Source organism: Pseudomonas sp. CFBP13508, assembly GCF_005233515.1.
Taxonomy (GTDB): Bacteria; Pseudomonadota; Gammaproteobacteria; order Pseudomonadales; family Pseudomonadaceae; genus Aquipseudomonas; species Aquipseudomonas mercuritolerans.
The window spans coordinates 101,219-116,315 of record NZ_QFZZ01000003.1 but is presented as its reverse complement, the minus strand read 5'-3'; the positions used below and the strand labels follow the sequence as shown (position 1 = coordinate 116,315).

Annotated in this window: 14 protein-coding genes; 13 read left to right on the top strand and 1 reads right to left on the bottom strand. The window is 60.6% G+C overall.

Features of this window, described 5'->3' with window-relative positions; all coding sequences use genetic code 11:
- Positions 1 to 101 precede the first annotated feature (101 nt).
- From bioF to PspCFBP13508_RS08840, 9 genes are all read left to right on the top strand, one after another.
- Positions 102 to 1,280: an 8-amino-7-oxononanoate synthase gene (bioF, locus tag PspCFBP13508_RS08880; RefSeq protein WP_137214240.1), complete on the top strand. Its 1,179-nt coding sequence runs from the start codon at positions 102 to 104 to the stop codon at positions 1,278 to 1,280.
- The gene (locus PspCFBP13508_RS08875; RefSeq protein WP_137214239.1) at positions 1,273 to 2,004 is read left to right on the top strand and encodes an alpha/beta fold hydrolase; all 732 of its coding nucleotides are present in this window, start codon (positions 1,273 to 1,275) and stop codon (positions 2,002 to 2,004) included. Before bioF ends, PspCFBP13508_RS08875 begins: the two co-directional genes overlap by 8 nt.
- A complete protein-coding gene (bioC, locus tag PspCFBP13508_RS08870) occupies positions 1,997 to 2,806 on the top strand; it encodes a malonyl-ACP O-methyltransferase BioC (protein WP_137214238.1) in 810 nt (269 codons plus the stop codon). The genes PspCFBP13508_RS08875 and bioC overlap by 8 nt, the downstream gene beginning before the upstream one ends.
- Entirely contained in the window at positions 2,803 to 3,483 is a 681-nt protein-coding gene (gene bioD, locus PspCFBP13508_RS08865; RefSeq protein ID WP_016772864.1) for a dethiobiotin synthase, read from the top strand. The genes bioC and bioD overlap by 4 nt, the downstream gene beginning before the upstream one ends.
- A 108-nt stretch (positions 3,484 to 3,591) precedes the next feature.
- Positions 3,592 to 3,888: a hypothetical protein gene (locus PspCFBP13508_RS08860; RefSeq protein WP_016772865.1), complete on the top strand. Its 297-nt coding sequence runs from the start codon at positions 3,592 to 3,594 to the stop codon at positions 3,886 to 3,888.
- 275 nt (positions 3,889 to 4,163) lie between these two features.
- Positions 4,164 to 5,969 (top strand): phenylacyl-CoA dehydrogenase, encoded by a 1,806-nt coding sequence (locus PspCFBP13508_RS08855; RefSeq protein ID WP_024014564.1) that lies wholly within the window; start codon positions 4,164 to 4,166, stop codon positions 5,967 to 5,969.
- A gap of 191 nt (positions 5,970 to 6,160) precedes the next feature.
- Positions 6,161 to 7,450 carry a GGDEF domain-containing protein gene (locus PspCFBP13508_RS08850; protein ID WP_039757672.1) on the top strand — a complete coding sequence of 430 codons (1,290 nt, stop codon included), beginning with the start codon at positions 6,161 to 6,163 and terminating at the stop codon, positions 7,448 to 7,450.
- A gap of 90 nt (positions 7,451 to 7,540) precedes the next feature.
- A complete protein-coding gene (locus PspCFBP13508_RS08845; protein ID WP_137214237.1) occupies positions 7,541 to 9,337 on the top strand; it encodes an acyl-CoA dehydrogenase C-terminal domain-containing protein in 1,797 nt (598 codons plus the stop codon).
- Between the two features lie 155 nt (positions 9,338 to 9,492).
- Complete coding sequence (locus tag PspCFBP13508_RS08840; RefSeq protein ID WP_137214236.1) at positions 9,493 to 11,271, top strand: acyl-CoA dehydrogenase C-terminal domain-containing protein; 1,779 nt, start codon at positions 9,493 to 9,495, stop codon at positions 11,269 to 11,271.
- A 228-nt stretch (positions 11,272 to 11,499) separates the two neighbouring features.
- Here PspCFBP13508_RS08840 and PspCFBP13508_RS08835 read toward each other — a convergent pair whose 3' ends face one another.
- Positions 11,500 to 12,414 (bottom strand): LysR family transcriptional regulator, encoded by a 915-nt coding sequence (locus PspCFBP13508_RS08835; RefSeq protein ID WP_130911402.1) that lies wholly within the window; start codon positions 12,412 to 12,414, stop codon positions 11,500 to 11,502.
- Between the two features lie 169 nt (positions 12,415 to 12,583).
- Here PspCFBP13508_RS08835 and PspCFBP13508_RS08830 point away from each other — a divergent pair, with 169 nt between their 5' ends.
- From PspCFBP13508_RS08830 to PspCFBP13508_RS08815, 4 genes are all read left to right on the top strand, one after another.
- Entirely contained in the window at positions 12,584 to 13,810 is a 1,227-nt protein-coding gene (locus PspCFBP13508_RS08830) for an aminotransferase class III-fold pyridoxal phosphate-dependent enzyme (protein ID WP_137214235.1), read from the top strand.
- A gap of 250 nt (positions 13,811 to 14,060) precedes the next feature.
- Positions 14,061 to 14,417: a type II toxin-antitoxin system RelE/ParE family toxin gene (locus PspCFBP13508_RS08825; protein ID WP_039757680.1), complete on the top strand. Its 357-nt coding sequence runs from the start codon at positions 14,061 to 14,063 to the stop codon at positions 14,415 to 14,417.
- Positions 14,410 to 14,730, top strand: coding sequence for a DNA-binding transcriptional regulator (locus tag PspCFBP13508_RS08820; protein ID WP_137214234.1), 321 nt, complete (start codon positions 14,410 to 14,412; stop codon positions 14,728 to 14,730). Before PspCFBP13508_RS08825 ends, PspCFBP13508_RS08820 begins: the two co-directional genes overlap by 8 nt.
- Positions 14,731 to 14,824: 94 nt before the next feature.
- A complete protein-coding gene (locus PspCFBP13508_RS08815) occupies positions 14,825 to 14,983 on the top strand; it encodes a YqaE/Pmp3 family membrane protein (RefSeq protein WP_003228885.1) in 159 nt (52 codons plus the stop codon).
- Positions 14,984 to 15,097: the final 114 nt, after the last annotated feature.

The following is a 15,097-nucleotide window of genomic DNA, read 5'->3' as shown; positions in this document are numbered from 1 at the left end:
AAAGCGGTTTGGCCGCCAACATCCATGTTGGATGTGACGCCCATTCGCGAGCAGGCTCGCTCCCACACGGGATCTGTGTCATCTGAAAAATCGAGGCCTGCATGTCTTTCGATCTCGCCGCACGCCTTGCTGCCCGCCGTGCCGACAAACTCTACCGGCAGCGGCCGCTGCTCGAATCGCCGCAAGGCCCGCAAGTCGTGGTCGACGGCCAACCGCTGCTCGCTTTCTGCAACAACGACTATCTGGGCCTGGCCAATCATCCGCAGGTGATCGAAGCCTGGCGCGCCGGTGCCGAGCGCTGGGGTGTCGGCGGTGGCGCGTCGCATCTGGTGATCGGCCACAGCAGCCCGCATCACGCGCTGGAAGAAGCACTCGCCGATCTGACCGGGCGCCCACGTGCACTGCTGTTCACCACCGGCTATATGGCCAACCTCGGCACGGTCACCGCGCTGGTCGGGCAGGGCGATACGGTGCTGGAAGACCGGCTCAATCACGCCTCGTTGCTGGACGCGGGCCTGTTGTCCGGCGCGCGTTTCAACCGCTATCTGCACAACGACGCCGAAAGCCTGGGCAAACGCCTGGAGAAAGCCACTGGCAACACACTGGTGGTGACCGATGGCGTATTCAGCATGGACGGTGACATCGCCAACCTGCCGGCGCTGGCCCGCGCGGTCAAGGCCAAAGGCGCGTGGCTGATGGTCGACGATGCCCACGGCTTCGGTCCGCTGGGCGCCAACGGTGGCGGCATCGTCGAGCATTTCGGCCTGAGCCAGGACGATGTGCCGGTGCTGGTCGGTACCCTCGGCAAAGCCTTCGGCACCGCCGGGGCCTTTGTCGCCGGCAGCGAAGAGTTGATCGAAAGCCTGATCCAGTTCGCCCGCCCGTACATCTACACCACCAGCCAACCGCCGGCGCTGGCCTGCGCGACGCTGAAAAGCCTCGAGCTGCTGCGCAGCGAGCACTGGCGCCGTGAGCACTTGCAGATGCTGATCCGCCAGTTCCGCCACGGCGCCGAGCAGATCGGGCTGGAGCTGATGGACAGCTTCACGCCGATCCAGCCGATCATGATCGGCGATGCCGGGCGCGCCGTGCGGTTGTCGCAGATGCTGCGCGAGCGCGGGCTGATGGTGACCGCAATTCGCCCACCGACCGTGCCTGCCGGGAGCGCGCGCCTTCGCGTGACGCTGACCGCCGCCCACAGCGAAGCTCAAGTGCAACAGTTGCTGGAAGGATTGGCAGATTGTTTCGCCCGATTGTCGTTGGAGCCAAGCCATGCGTAATCGTCTGATTCTGCTGCCCGGCTGGGGCCTCGGCGTGTCGCCGCTGGAACCGCTGGCCGCAGCATTGCGTGGCCTCGACGAACATCTGCAAGTCGAGATCGAACCGCTGCCGGAGCTGGATTCCGCTGACCTTGAAGACTGGCTCGATGAACTCGATGCGCGAATTCCACAGGAAGTCTGGCTCGGTGGCTGGTCGCTGGGCGGGATGCTCGCCTCTGAGTTGGCGGCACGACGCGGTGAGGCGTGCTGCGGTGTGCTGACGCTGGCGAGCAACCCGGCGTTTGTCGCCCATGAGCAATGGCCGACCTCGATGCCCGGCGAGACTTTCGATGCATTTCTTGGCGGTTGCCAGGCCGATCCGCGTGTCACGCTCAAGCGCTTCGCTTTGTTATGTGCGCAAGGTTCGCCAGACCCGCGTGGCTTGTCGCGGTTGCTGCTTGGTGGTGCGCCAGCAGCCGCGCCGACTGCGCTGATGTTCGGGCTGGAACTGCTCGCGCAACTGGATACGCGCCAGGCGTTGCAGGCGTTTCGCGGTCCGCAGTTTCATCTGTTCGGCGGGCAGGACGCTCTGGTCCCGGCGGAAGCGGCCGGCGCATTGTTCGCGCTGTTGCCGGATATTGAAATTGGTCTGATCGAACAGGCCAGCCATGCTTTTCTGCTGGAAGACCCGCACGGAGTCGCGGGCGCGATCCAGGCTTTTCTTCATGAGTGCGCTGATGACTGACCTGTCCCTTGTGCTGCCTGGGGGCTTGCCCGACAAGCGCCAGGTGGCGGCGTCTTTTTCTCGCGCGGCGGCCAGTTACGACAGCGTCGCCGAGTTTCAGCGTGACGTCGGCACGCAGCTGCTTGAGCGTTTGCCTGGGAGTTTCATGCCGTCGCGGTGGCTCGATCTCGGTTGCGGCACCGGCTATTTCACCCGGGCGCTGGCCTCGCGTTTCACCCAGGGCAGCGGTGTCGCGCTGGACATCGCCGAGGGCATGCTCAATCACGCACGGCCATTGGGTGGCGCTGAGCATTTCATTGCTGGCGATGCCGAACGGCTGCCGTTGCAGGATGCGAGCGTCGATCTGATTTTCTCCAGTCTCGCGGTGCAGTGGTGCGCCGAATTCCAGGCGGTGCTCAGCGAAGCCTTGCGCGTGCTGAAACCGGGCGGGATTTTTGCCTTTGCTAGTCTGTGTACAGGAACGTTGTTCGAGTTGCGTGAGAGTTGGCAGCAGGTCGACGGGTTGGTGCACGTCAATCGCTTCCGCGAGTTCGCCCGCTATGAACAGTTATGTGCCGGCAGTGGCATGCGCATTTTGGCGCTGCAGAATCAGCCGCACGTGTTGCATTACCCGGATGTGCGCAGCCTGACCCATGAGCTGAAGGCATTGGGCGCGCACAATCTGAATCCCGGGCGGCCGGGCGGTTTGACCGGACGGGCGCGGATTCTCGGGTTGATCGACGCGTATGAGCAGTTCCGTCAGGCCTCGGGGCTGCCGGCAACCTATCAGGTGGTGTACGCCGTGTTGGAGAAAACTCTATGAGTGCAGCCTATTTCATCACCGGAACCGACACCGATGTCGGCAAGACCACCGTTGCTGCCGGATTGCTCCACGCGGCGCGTTCGGCAGGCTTGAGCACGGCGGCGGGCAAACCGGTGGCATCGGGTTGCGACGTCACGCCCAAAGGCTTGCGTAATTCCGATGCCTTGGCGCTGCTGGCCGAATGTTCGTTGCCGCTGACTTATCAACAGGTCAATCCGGTGGCGTTCGAGCCAGCGATCGCGCCGCACCTGGCGGCGCGCGAAGCAGGTGTCGCGCTGACGGTGCAATCGCTGCTGGCGCCAATGCGCGGGATTCTCGCGATGAATGCCGATTTCACCCTGATCGAAGGCGCGGGCGGCTGGCGGGTGCCGTTGGCCGACCAGGACAATCTCTCGGACCTGGCGATTGCGCTGAAGCTGCCGGTGATTCTGGTGGTGGGCGTGAGGCTGGGTTGTATCAGTCATGCGTTGCTGACCGCCGAGGCGATTGCCCGCGATGGTCTGCAATTGGCGGGATGGGTGGCCAATATTATCGATCCGAAAACTTCGCGGCTGGAGGAAAACCTTGCGACCCTGGCCGAGCGCATTCCCGCGCCGTGCCTGGGCCGGGTACCGAAACTCAAGGCGTTGAGCGCCGAAGCGGTGGCCGAGCATTTGCAACTGGATTTGCTCGATTAAGTTTCTCGCTATGAACAGGCACTGTGCCATTAGTGTTTTTGACGGGTGTTTTGCTGGCGCGTCTGCTTCAATGGCGAGCATTGATCCTTTGCAGGGATGAGAGTGACGATGGAAATCTCCGGCAACACAGCTTTCTATGCTGGGCTGAGCTCGATTCAGTCCGGGCAGAACCGCGTCGATCAGGCCGCCAGCCAGATCGCCAATAACACCATCGAACGCTCGGTGACCAGCCAGTCGTCCGAAGTGCAGGTCAATCGCCTGCGCGGTGTGGATCGCGCACAAGAATCGGATCTGGCGAGCAATATCGTCGAGCTGTCGCAGGGCAAGATCCAGGCAGAGCTGGGTGTGAAGGTGGCCAAAGCTTCCGACGAAGTGCTGGGGACGATCATCGATACCTTCGCCTGATTGAATTTGTTGTAGACCCCCGAAACGCCGCGCACTGTCGCGGCGTTTTTCGTTTAAGTCCTTCTTGCTCAACTAATCTTTCTTCAACGCTCGTGGCTTGTTTGAAGTCGCGGCGATTTGTCGTCTTCGACATTTGGCAAAACTGATGACGAACGGCAAAAGAACGACGCTTGACAAGATTTCGGCGTAAACGTATGTTTCAAACAACTGTTTGACCGTCACAACAACTCAACACGGTCGTTCATTCCCGGTTACATCAGCAGAGGTTTATCGCTATGCCTGACTACAAGGCCCCCTTGCGTGATATTCGCTTCGTTCGTGACGAGCTGCTCGGCTACGAAGCGCACTATCAGAGCCTGCCAGCGTGCGCAGACGCCACGCCGGACATGGTTGACGCCATCCTCGAGGAAGGCGCCAAGTTTTGTGAGCAGGTACTGGCGCCGCTGAACCGCGTGGGCGACATCGAAGGCTGCACCTGGAGCGAGTCCGGCGTGAAAACCCCGACTGGCTTCAAAGAGGCGTACAAGCAATTCGTCGAAGGCGGCTGGCCAAGCCTGGCCCACGACGTTGAGCATGGCGGTCAGGGCCTGCCTGAGTCGCTGGGCCTGGCAGTGAGCGAAATGGTCGGCGAAGCCAACTGGTCGTGGGGCATGTACCCAGGCCTGTCGCACGGTGCGATGAACACCATCTCCGAGCACGGCACCCCTGAGCAGCAGGAAGCCTATCTGACCAAACTGGTCTCCGGCGAATGGACCGGCACCATGTGCCTGACCGAACCGCACTGCGGCACCGACCTGGGCATGCTGCGCACCAAGGCCGAGCCGCAGGCCGACGGTTCCTACAAGGTTTCCGGCACCAAGATCTTCATCTCGGCCGGTGAGCACGACATGGCCGACAACATCGTCCACATCGTATTGGCCCGCCTGCCGGATGCTCCGGCTGGCACCAAAGGCATCTCGCTGTTCATCGTTCCAAAGTTCCTGCCAAACGCCGATGGCACCATTGGCGCTCGCAACGCAGTGAGCTGCGGTTCGCTGGAACACAAGATGGGCATCCACGGCAACGCCACCTGCGTGATGAACTTCGACGGCGCCACCGGTTACCTGATCGGCCCGGCGAACAAAGGCCTGAACTGCATGTTCACCTTTATGAACACCGCCCGTCTCGGTACCGCGCTGCAAGGTCTGGCCCACGCCGAAATCGGCTTCCAGGGCGGTCTGAAATACGCTCGTGATCGCCTGCAAATGCGCTCGCTGACTGGCCCGAAAGCGCCGGACAAAGCCGCTGACCCGATCATCGTCCACCCGGATGTGCGCCGCATGCTGTTGACCATGAAGGCGTTCGCCGAAGGCAACCGCGCGATGGTGTACTTCACCGCCAAGCAAGTCGACATCGTCAAATACGGCGTCGATGAAGAAGAGAAGAAGAAGGCCGACGCGCTGCTGGCGTTCATGACCCCGATCGCCAAAGCGTTCATGACCGAAGTCGGTTTCGAAGCCGCTAACCACGGCGTGCAGATCTACGGTGGCCACGGCTTCATCGCCGAGTGGGGCATGGAGCAGAACGTTCGCGACAGCCGCATTTCGATGCTGTACGAAGGCACCACCGGTATCCAGGCTCTCGACCTGCTCGGCCGCAAAGTGCTGATGACTCAAGGCGAAGCTCTGAAAGGCTTCACCAAGATCGTCCACAAGTTCTGCCAGACCAACGAAGGCAACGAAGCCGTCCAGGAATTCGTCGCGCCGCTGGCTGCACTGAACAAGGAATGGGGCGAGCTGACCATGAAGGTCGGTATGGCCGCCATGAAAGACCGCGAAGAAGTCGGCGCGGCCTCCGTGGACTACCTTATGTACTCCGGTTATGCCTGCCTGGCCTACTTCTGGGCTGACATGGCGCGTCTGGCTGCGGAAAAACTGGCTGCCGGCACCAGCGACGAGGCGTTCTACACCGCCAAGCTGCAAACCGCGCGCTTCTACTTCCAGCGCATCCTGCCGCGTACCCGCACGCACGTGGCCACTATGCTGTCGGGCGCTGGCAACCTGATGGACATGAAAGAAGAAGACTTCGCACTGGGCTACTAAGCCTTCACGCAGTCTGACGAAAACCGCTGCTCCCATTAGGGGGCAGCGGTTTTTTTGTTTGCGGATGGCTCAGATAGTCGAGCTTCCGGCCGTTACAGAGACCGTGTGTGATCTGGATCACATTGTATGGGCTTGGCCGCACTTTGCAGGCACAATGCCATCTCTTTGCTATGACGGGTCGGAGCTTACCCTTGCCGCGTTCTTCCGCTGTACGTTTCAGCCATTTCCTGCCATCACTGCTGTTATTGCTTGCGGGGCTGGCGGCTGCGTACGTCAAAGACCTCAGCGTATTTTTCACATCGCTGTTCAACGTGTTGCCGACATTGGTTCTGCTCCTCGGTGGCGCTTATTGCGCGGTGTATCGACGTCAGCGCGAACTATTTCTTATGCTGACGGTGTACATCGCCTACTTTTTGCTCGATACCCAGACCGATTTCTACCGCGACAACGGCAAGGTCCGCGAAGACGCTGCGGTGGTGTTTCATCTGGTCTGCCTGCTGCTGCCGTTGTTGTTCGGGCTATTCGCGGCGTGGCAGGAACGTACGCATCTATTCCAAGACATGGTCGCGCGCTTTGCCGTGCTGCTGGCATTCGGCAGCGTGGCGCTAGGGCTGGAACAAAGTTACCCACAGGCGCTGCTGCTGTGGTTGTCGGAGATCCGCTGGCCGGCGCTGCACGGCGCGTGGATGAGCCTGATCCAGTTGTCCTACCCGGTGTTCATCTCGGCCTTCCTGCTCCTGGCCTGGCAATACTGGCGCAACCCGCGTCCGTTGCACGCGGCGCAACTGGTCGGCTTGCTCGGGGTGTTCTGGATGTTGCCGAAGACCTTCATTCTGCCGTTCACCCTGAACATCATGTGCAGCCAGGTGATGCTGATGATCGCTGCGGCGGTTGCGCATGAGGCCTATCAAATGGCCTTCCGCGACGAGCTCACCGGTCTGCCAGGACGACGTGCGCTCAACGAGCGCATGCAGCGTCTGGGGCGCAACTATGTGCTGGCGATGAGCGATGTCGATCACTTCAAGAAATTCAACGACACCCATGGCCATGATGTCGGTGACCAGGTGCTGCGCCTGGTCGCCAGTAAACTGTCGAAAATCAGCGGTGGCGGTAGGGCGTATCGCTACGGCGGTGAGGAATTTGCCTTGGTGTTTGCAGGCAAAACCCTTGAGGAGTGCATGCCGCACCTGGAAGTGATTCGTGAGTCGATCGCTTCCTACAGCATTCAGTTGCGCAACCAGGAAAACCGCCCGCAGGACGACCAGCAAGGGCGCCAGCGCCGCAGCGGTTCCGGCGCCTCGGCCGTGTCGGTGACTGTGAGCATCGGCGTCGCCGAACGCGTGGAGCAGCGCACTCCCGAAGAAGTGCTCAAGTCCGCTGACCAGGCGTTGTACAGCGCCAAGGGCGCCGGGCGTAACTGCGTCATGGCATTCGGGCAGAACCGCCGTGGCGCGGTGCGCATGGACGCCGCTGCGGGTTGAGTGATGACGGCGCATTCAGCGCCCGCACGATGATTGTCGCGGGTGGTGGCCAGCAGTAGGTTGGAGGAATCTGCTGACGGAGAAGCCACCATGCCCGAGTACAAAGCTCCCCTGCGCGACATGCGCTTTCTGATCGATCACGTCTTCGACTTCCACTCCAGCTACGCCAATCTCGGCGCGCATGACGCCAGCCCGGACATGATCAGCGCGATCCTCGAAGAAGGCGCGAAGTTCTGCGAGAACGTTCTGGCCCCGCTCAATCGCAGCGGCGATGAAGAGGGCTGCCATTTCGACAACGGTGTGGTGACAACGCCTACAGGCTTCAAGCAGGCCTTCGCACAATATGTCGAGGGCGGCTGGCACGGTTTGGCGGCTGATCCGGCTTACGGTGGCCAAGGGTTGCCGAGCTCGCTGGGGCTGGTGATCAGCGAGATGGTCGGCTCCAGCAACACGTCCTGGGGCATGTACCCCGGCCTGACCCACGGCGCGATGTCGGCGATCCACGCCCACGGCACCGCCGAGCAGAAAGACACTTACCTGAGCAAACTCACCGCCGGCCAGTGGACCGGCACCATGTGCCTGACCGAAGCCCACTGCGGCACTGATCTGGGCATCATCAAGACTCGCGCGGTGCCCCGGGCCGACGGCAGCTACGCGATCACCGGCAGCAAGATTTTCATCTCCGCTGGTGAGCATGACCTGTGCGACAACATCATCCATCTGGTCCTGGCCAAGCTGCCGGACGCACCGGCCGGAACCAAGGGCATTTCCCTGTTTATCGTGCCGAAATTCCTGCCGGATGCAGCAGGCGAAGCGGGTGAGCGCAATGGCGTTTCCTGCGGCTCGATCGAGCACAAGATGGGCATCAAGGCTTCAGCCACCTGCGTGCTGAACTTCGATGCCGCCACCGGTTACCTGATCGGCGAGCCGAACAAAGGCCTCAACTGCATGTTCACCATGATGAACCACGCGCGCCTCGGCACCGGCATGCAGGGGCTGTGTCTGGGCGAGGCGAGTTTCCAGGGCGCGATCAAGTACGCCAACGACCGCCTGCAAATGCGTGCGCTGACCGGCGCCAAGGCCCCGGAAAAACCTGCTGACCCGATCATCGTCCACCCCGATGTGCGGCGCATGCTGCTGACCATGAAGGCTTTCAACGAAGGCAACCGCGCGCTGACCTATTTCACCGCGCAGATGCTCGATGTCGCGCACCTGAGCAGCGATGCCGAGGCGCGTCAGGAGGCTGAAGACCTGTTGGCGTTCCTGACGCCGATCTGCAAGGCCTTCATGACCGACACCGGGCTGGAAGTGACCAACCACGGCATGCAGGTGTTCGGTGGTCACGGTTTCATTCGTGAGTGGGGCATGGAGCAACTGGTGCGCGATTGCCGGATTGCACCGATCTACGAGGGCACCAACGGCATTCAGGCGCTGGACCTGCTCGGGCGCAAGGTGCTGGGCAGCCAGGGCAAGCTGCTGCGCGGCTTTACCAAAATCGTCCACAAGTTCTGCGCAGCGAACGCCGGCCACGCGCAATTGGGCGGCTTCGTCGCGCAACTTGACGGGCTCAATCAACAGTGGGGCGACCTGACCATGAAGGTCGGTATGGCCGCCATGAAGAACCCGGACGAAGTCGGCGCCGCGTCGGTAGATTATCTGATGTACAGCGGCTACATCGTCCTTGGTTACCTGTGGCTGCGCATGGCGTTGGTTGCCCAGGTACAGCTGGACGCAGGCGAGGGTGAGGCCGATTTCCTCAAGGGCAAACTGGCGACGTGCGAGTTCTACTTCAAACGTTTGTTGCCGCGCACGGCTTCGCATCAGGCAGCGATCGAGGCGGGCAGTGATTGTTTGATGAATTTGCCGGCGGAGGCGTTTGCTTTGTAGGGCAGATCGAAAGATCGCGGCGATCTTTTGCTGGTGACTAAAAATAACAAATCAGTCACCGGCTGACCCTATGTGTCGCAAAAGTTGTTGAGGTACACTCGGGCTCAGAAAACATCATTCCACGAACCACCTGTTTAGATCTTGCGAGGTTTGCCATGGCTGACTACAAAGCGCCGCTGCGCGATATGCGCTTCGTCCTCAATGAAGTGTTCGAAGTCGCCAAACTCTGGGCCGAGCTGCCGGCGCTGGCCGAGACCGTCGATGCCGAAACCGTTGAAGCGATTCTCGAAGAGGCCGGCAAGGTCACCAGCAAAAGCATCGCGCCGCTGAGCCGTGCCGCTGACGAGGAAGGTTGCCATTGGGCGGACGGTGCCGTCACCACGCCGGCCGGTTTCCCACAGGCCTATCAGACTTATGCCGAAGGCGGTTGGGTCGGCGTCGGCGGTGATCCGGCCTACGGCGGCATGGGCATGCCCAAAGCCGTGTCGGCGCAGGTCGAAGAAATGGTCAACTCCGCCAGCCTGGCGTTCGGTCTGTACCCGATGCTGACCGCCGGCGCCTGCCTGTCGATCAACGCCCACGCCAGTGAAGAACTGAAAGCTGCGTACCTGCCGAACATGTACGCCGGCATCTGGGCCGGTTCCATGTGCCTGACCGAGCCGCACGCCGGCACCGACCTGGGCATCATCCGCACCAAAGCCGAACCTCAGGCTGACGGTTCCTACAGGGTCAGCGGCACCAAGATCTTCATCACCGGCGGCGAGCACGACCTCACCGAAAACATCATTCACCTGGTACTGGCCAAGCTGCCGGACGCCCCGGCCGGTCCGAAAGGCATTTCGCTGTTCCTGGTGCCAAAGTTCATGGTCAATGCCGACGGCAGCCTCGGCGCGCGCAACCCGGCCAACTGCGGTTCGATCGAACACAAGATGGGCATCCAGGCTTCGGCGACCTGCGTGATGAATTTCGACGAAGCCGTAGGCTATCTGGTCGGCGAGCCGAACAAAGGCCTGGCGGCGATGTTCACCATGATGAACTACGAGCGCCTGGGCGTTGGCATTCAGGGCCTGGCCACCGGCGAGCGCTCTTATCAGAACGCTGTTGAATATGCGCGCGATCGTCTGCAGAGCCGTTCGCCGACCGGCGCGCAGAACAAGGACAAAGTTGCTGACCCGATCATCGTCCACCCGGACGTGCGACGCATGCTGCTGACCATGAAAGCCTCGAACGAAGGCGGCCGTGCGTTCTCCACGTATGTGGCGATGCAACTGGACACCGCCAAGTTCAGCGAAGACGCGACTACCCGCAAACGCGCGGAAGATCTAGTGGCGTTGCTGACGCCGGTAGCGAAAGCGTTCCTGACCGACCTGGGTCTGGAAACCACCGTCCACGGCCAGCAGATTTTTGGTGGCCACGGCTACATCCGCGAGTGGGGCCAGGAGCAATTGGTGCGTGATGTGCGCATCACCCAGATCTACGAAGGCACCAACGGTATTCAGGCGCTGGACCTGGTCGGGCGCAAGATCGTTGGCAGTGGCGGCGCGTTCTACCGGTTGTTCGCTGACGAGATCCGCCATTTCACCGCTACCGCCAGTGCTGATCTGGGCGAGTTCACCAAGCCGTTGAACGATGCCGTCGACACCCTCGACGAGCTGACCGCGTGGCTGCTGGACCGGGCGAAAAACAATCCGAACGAAATCGGCGCGGCCTCGGTCGAATATTTGCAAGCGTTCGGATACACCGCTTACGCCTACATGTGGGCGTTGATGGCCAAAGCCTCGCTGGGCAAGGAAGCGCAAGATGATTTCTATGCGAGCAAGCTGGGCACCGCACGCTTCTATTTCGCCCGTTTGCTGCCGCGTATCCACTCGTTGAGCGCGTCGGTCAAGGCCGGTAGCGAGTCGCTGTTCCTGCTGGATGCGGCGCAGTTTTGATCCCGTAGACGTCATGTAAGCATTTGCTTACGTGACGTGCTGCTGTTCTCCCATATCCGTATATTGGATCCACGGCTAATCTACATTTCATGGACGTCGCGCAGGAAGCGCAAAGTAAACAACACGGACACGTAGGATTCTGCCAGGGTGGCGGAGTGAAATGGATGTCAGGGAAACAGTCTGCAAAGCCCCGCTTCGGCGGGGTTTTCTTTTGCCTGAAGAAAAGTTTCAGGCAAGCGGATCGAGAGGCGGCTTCATTTCGCGATCGATTACCTCTTCAAGCAATGTCCGCAGCAGTGCCAGCGAGGCCTGCTGGCGCTGTACATCGCGGCACACCAGGCCAACTTTCAACGGCACCCGTGGTTCGCTCAGCGGTTTCCACAGCAGATCGGCATCGTCGTATTCCTTTTGCGAACGTCCCGGCAGCACCGTCGCCAGACGGGTATGCGGCAGGCTGTCGAGAATCCCCAGCATAGTGTTCAGCTCGGCCTGCACCTGCGGGCGTCGTCCGAGGCTGGTCAGTTGTGCCTGCCAGATCTGCCGGATCTGGAACTCTTCGCCGAGCAGCAACATGGGCAGCTCAGCAGCCTGGCGCATCGAGACCTTCTTGAACTCGCGCAAGGGATGGTCTGCCGGGATCACCAGCGTCAGTTCGTCTTCATACAGCAACACCCCGTGCAGACCGGGTTGGCGCGGCGGCAGATAGCTGATACCGATGTCCAGCGAACCGTTGAGCAAGCGCCGTTCGATTTCCAGCCCTGTCAGTTCATAGATCTGCACCACCAGATGCGGCTGCGCCTTGCGCACACGCTCGAGCATTTGCGGCACAAGGCTGGTGTGCACCGTTTGCAGCACACCGATCGCCAGGGTGCGCAACGCCTGCCCCTTGAAATTACCCAACGCCTCGCGCGCCCGCTGCAAGCCATCGAGCAGCGGCAACGCGTGGTTGTACAGCGTGTGCGCAGCGAGGGTCGGCAGCAGGCGTTTACTGCTGCGTTCGAACAGGGTGACGTCGAGATTCTGCTCCAGCTGACGGATCTGTTGCGACAGCGCCGGTTGCGAGATCGACAAGCGCTCAGCCGCACGGCCGACATGGCCTTCTTCGTAGACCGCGACGAAATAACGCAGTTGTTTGAAATCCATAAGTAGCGCTTATCGAAATGGCTGAAAAATCGAAATGGCCTGAAGCGGTTTGCGCGCCTAGTCTAACCGCATTCACAAGGCTTGCAGGGCCAGAAAGCGTGACGAATTCCATTTGCTTCGTTCCTGATTACATAGGCAGTTCAAAAAACCTCAAGCGAGGTTTTTCCGCATGAATCTGTTCAGTTTGCGGCGCCAGACGCCGAGTCTGGATGACCTCTGCTTCGAGGCGGGGCCATCTGCTATGACCGACCATCTCAATGCCCAACGCCTGATGCCCAGTGTCGAGCGGCCGCATCAAGTGTTCGTTCGCGGCCAGGGTTCATGGCTGTGGGACAGCAACGATCGCGCCTACCTCGACTTTTCCCAGGCCGGCGGCGCCAACAGCCTTGGCCACAGCCCCACGGCGCTGGTCAAAGCCATCGCCAATCAGGCCCAGGCGCTGATCAATCCCGGCTGCAATCTGCATAATCGCGGCATGCTCAGCCTCGCCGAACGTTTGTGCGCCAGCACGTCCAGCGATCAGGCATACCTGCTCAACAGTGGCAGCGAGGCTTGTGAGGCGGCGATCAAACTGGCGCGCAAATGGGGGCAACTGCATCGCGGTGGCGCTTCGCGGATCATCGTGGCGCAGCAGGGTTGCCATGGCCGCAGTCTGGCGACGGTCGATCAAGTGCCATTCAACGACCTGCCGGCGCTGCATGCGGCGGTTGATGCGCAGACCGTGGCAATCATGCTAGAGCCGATCCAGAGCGATGCCGGGGTTATTCCCGCGACCGAGCACTACCTCAAAGGCGTCGAGCGACTGTGTCGTGACCTAGGCATTCTGCTGATTCTCGACGAAGTGCAGACCGGCATCGGCCGTTGCGGCAGCTTGCTTGCCGAACAGTCCTACGGAATTCGCGCCGATATCGTCGTGCTCGGCAAAGGCCTTGGCGGCGGCTTGCCGCTGTCGGCCTTGGTGGCGCGAGGCAAGGCCTGCTGCTTCGCCACTGGCGAGCTGAGCGGCACCCATCACGGCAACGCCTTGATCACGGCGGCCGGTCTGGTAGTGCTCGACAGCATCCATGACCGCAGCTTCTTTCAGCAGGTCAACGACAACGGCCAGCACCTGCGCGAAGGCCTGGCGCGACTGGCGCACCGCTACGGTCACGGCGAGTTGCGCGGCCAAGGCCTGTTTTACGGGTTGACGCTGTCCGACGAATGCGCCGACGCCGTCGTTCACGCCGCACTTCACGAAGGCCTGATATTGAACGCCGCGCAGCCTGACTGCCTGCGCTTCACCCCGGCCCTCACTGTCGGCAAAGCCAACATCGACGAAATGCTGCTGCGCCTGGGCCGCGCCTTCTCGCGAGTGCGCACCGCCCAGTTGCAATGCCGCAAGGGCATTGCCGTCTGAGCTGAGTTACTCCAACCGATTACCCGAACCGTCTCGCGGTATAACGCACGCCCCACGCCTGATTCTTTTGGCGTGGGGCGTTTTTTTGTGGCCGGGTTTTACAGACGGGATTTAGAGCTTGAGGGATCGTACCGCGGATGGTCTTTTAGAGAATGCCAGCAAGGGATGCGGCCACGGCCTGATCAGTATCACCGAAAAAGCCGTTTTGCGATCTGTACCACTGGGTGGTATGTTTTTGGAAGGGATACCTATGCCATTGAGGTTGTTCAAGACCAAACGCTTCGCCCTCCAGGCCAGCAGGGCGTGGATCACAGATGAAGAGTTGCAGGAGGCGTTTCACCAGATGCTTCAGGGACAGGCGGACGATCTTGGCGGAGGCGTGTGGAAGAAGCGCTTGAAGGCGAACCGCCACCGTTCGATTGTTTTGGCAAAAGGTGGACATTACTGGATCTACCAAGTGCTTTTCGCCAAGCAGGATCAAAGCAATATCACGCCAACAGAATTGAAGGATTTACGTAAATTGGCAAAGGTTTATGCGCAACTGACCGAAGAGCAGATCAGCGACTTGTTGGCGATGAAGGAGTTTGTGGAGATATGTCATGAGTAAGAAATTCAAAAGTGAAGTCTTTGAATCGATACACGAATCAGTCGGGGCGTTGCTTGCTGTCGGAGCAATCAACAAAGCAACGATGCGAGAATTCGATGACTCCTGTCTGGCATCGGTTCCCTTAGCGATCCCGGCTGAGGAGATCAAGGCGCTACGCGAGCGTAACAAGGTCAGCCAGCCGGTGTTTGCACGCTATCTCAACACCAGTGCATCCACGGTCAAGCAATGGGAATCGGGTGACAAACATCCCAGCGGTATGGCGCTCAAACTACTGAGCATCGTACAAAAACATGGGTTGAAAATTCTCGCTTGAGCCTGACGCAGCTATTGCACTGAACCCTGACGAACGGCGCAGGTCGATTAGCTTGTATGGCTCAAGGAGCCAACCCCCATTCAGGAGCTGCCCCATGGATTTCATTCGCATCATCATCGCTATTCTGTTGCCGCCACTGGGCGTGTTTCTGCAGGTCGGGTTTGGCGGGGCGTTCTGGCTGAACATTCTGCTGACGTTGTGCGGCTACATTCCGGGGATCGTGCATGCGGTGTATATCATCGCCAAGCGTTGAGTCCGGTAGCGTCTATTAGATAGCTTTCGCGAGCAGGCTCGCTCCCACAGGGGATTTGTGAATGACGCAGATCCAATGTGGGAGCGAGCCTGCTCGCGAATGGGACGACACGGT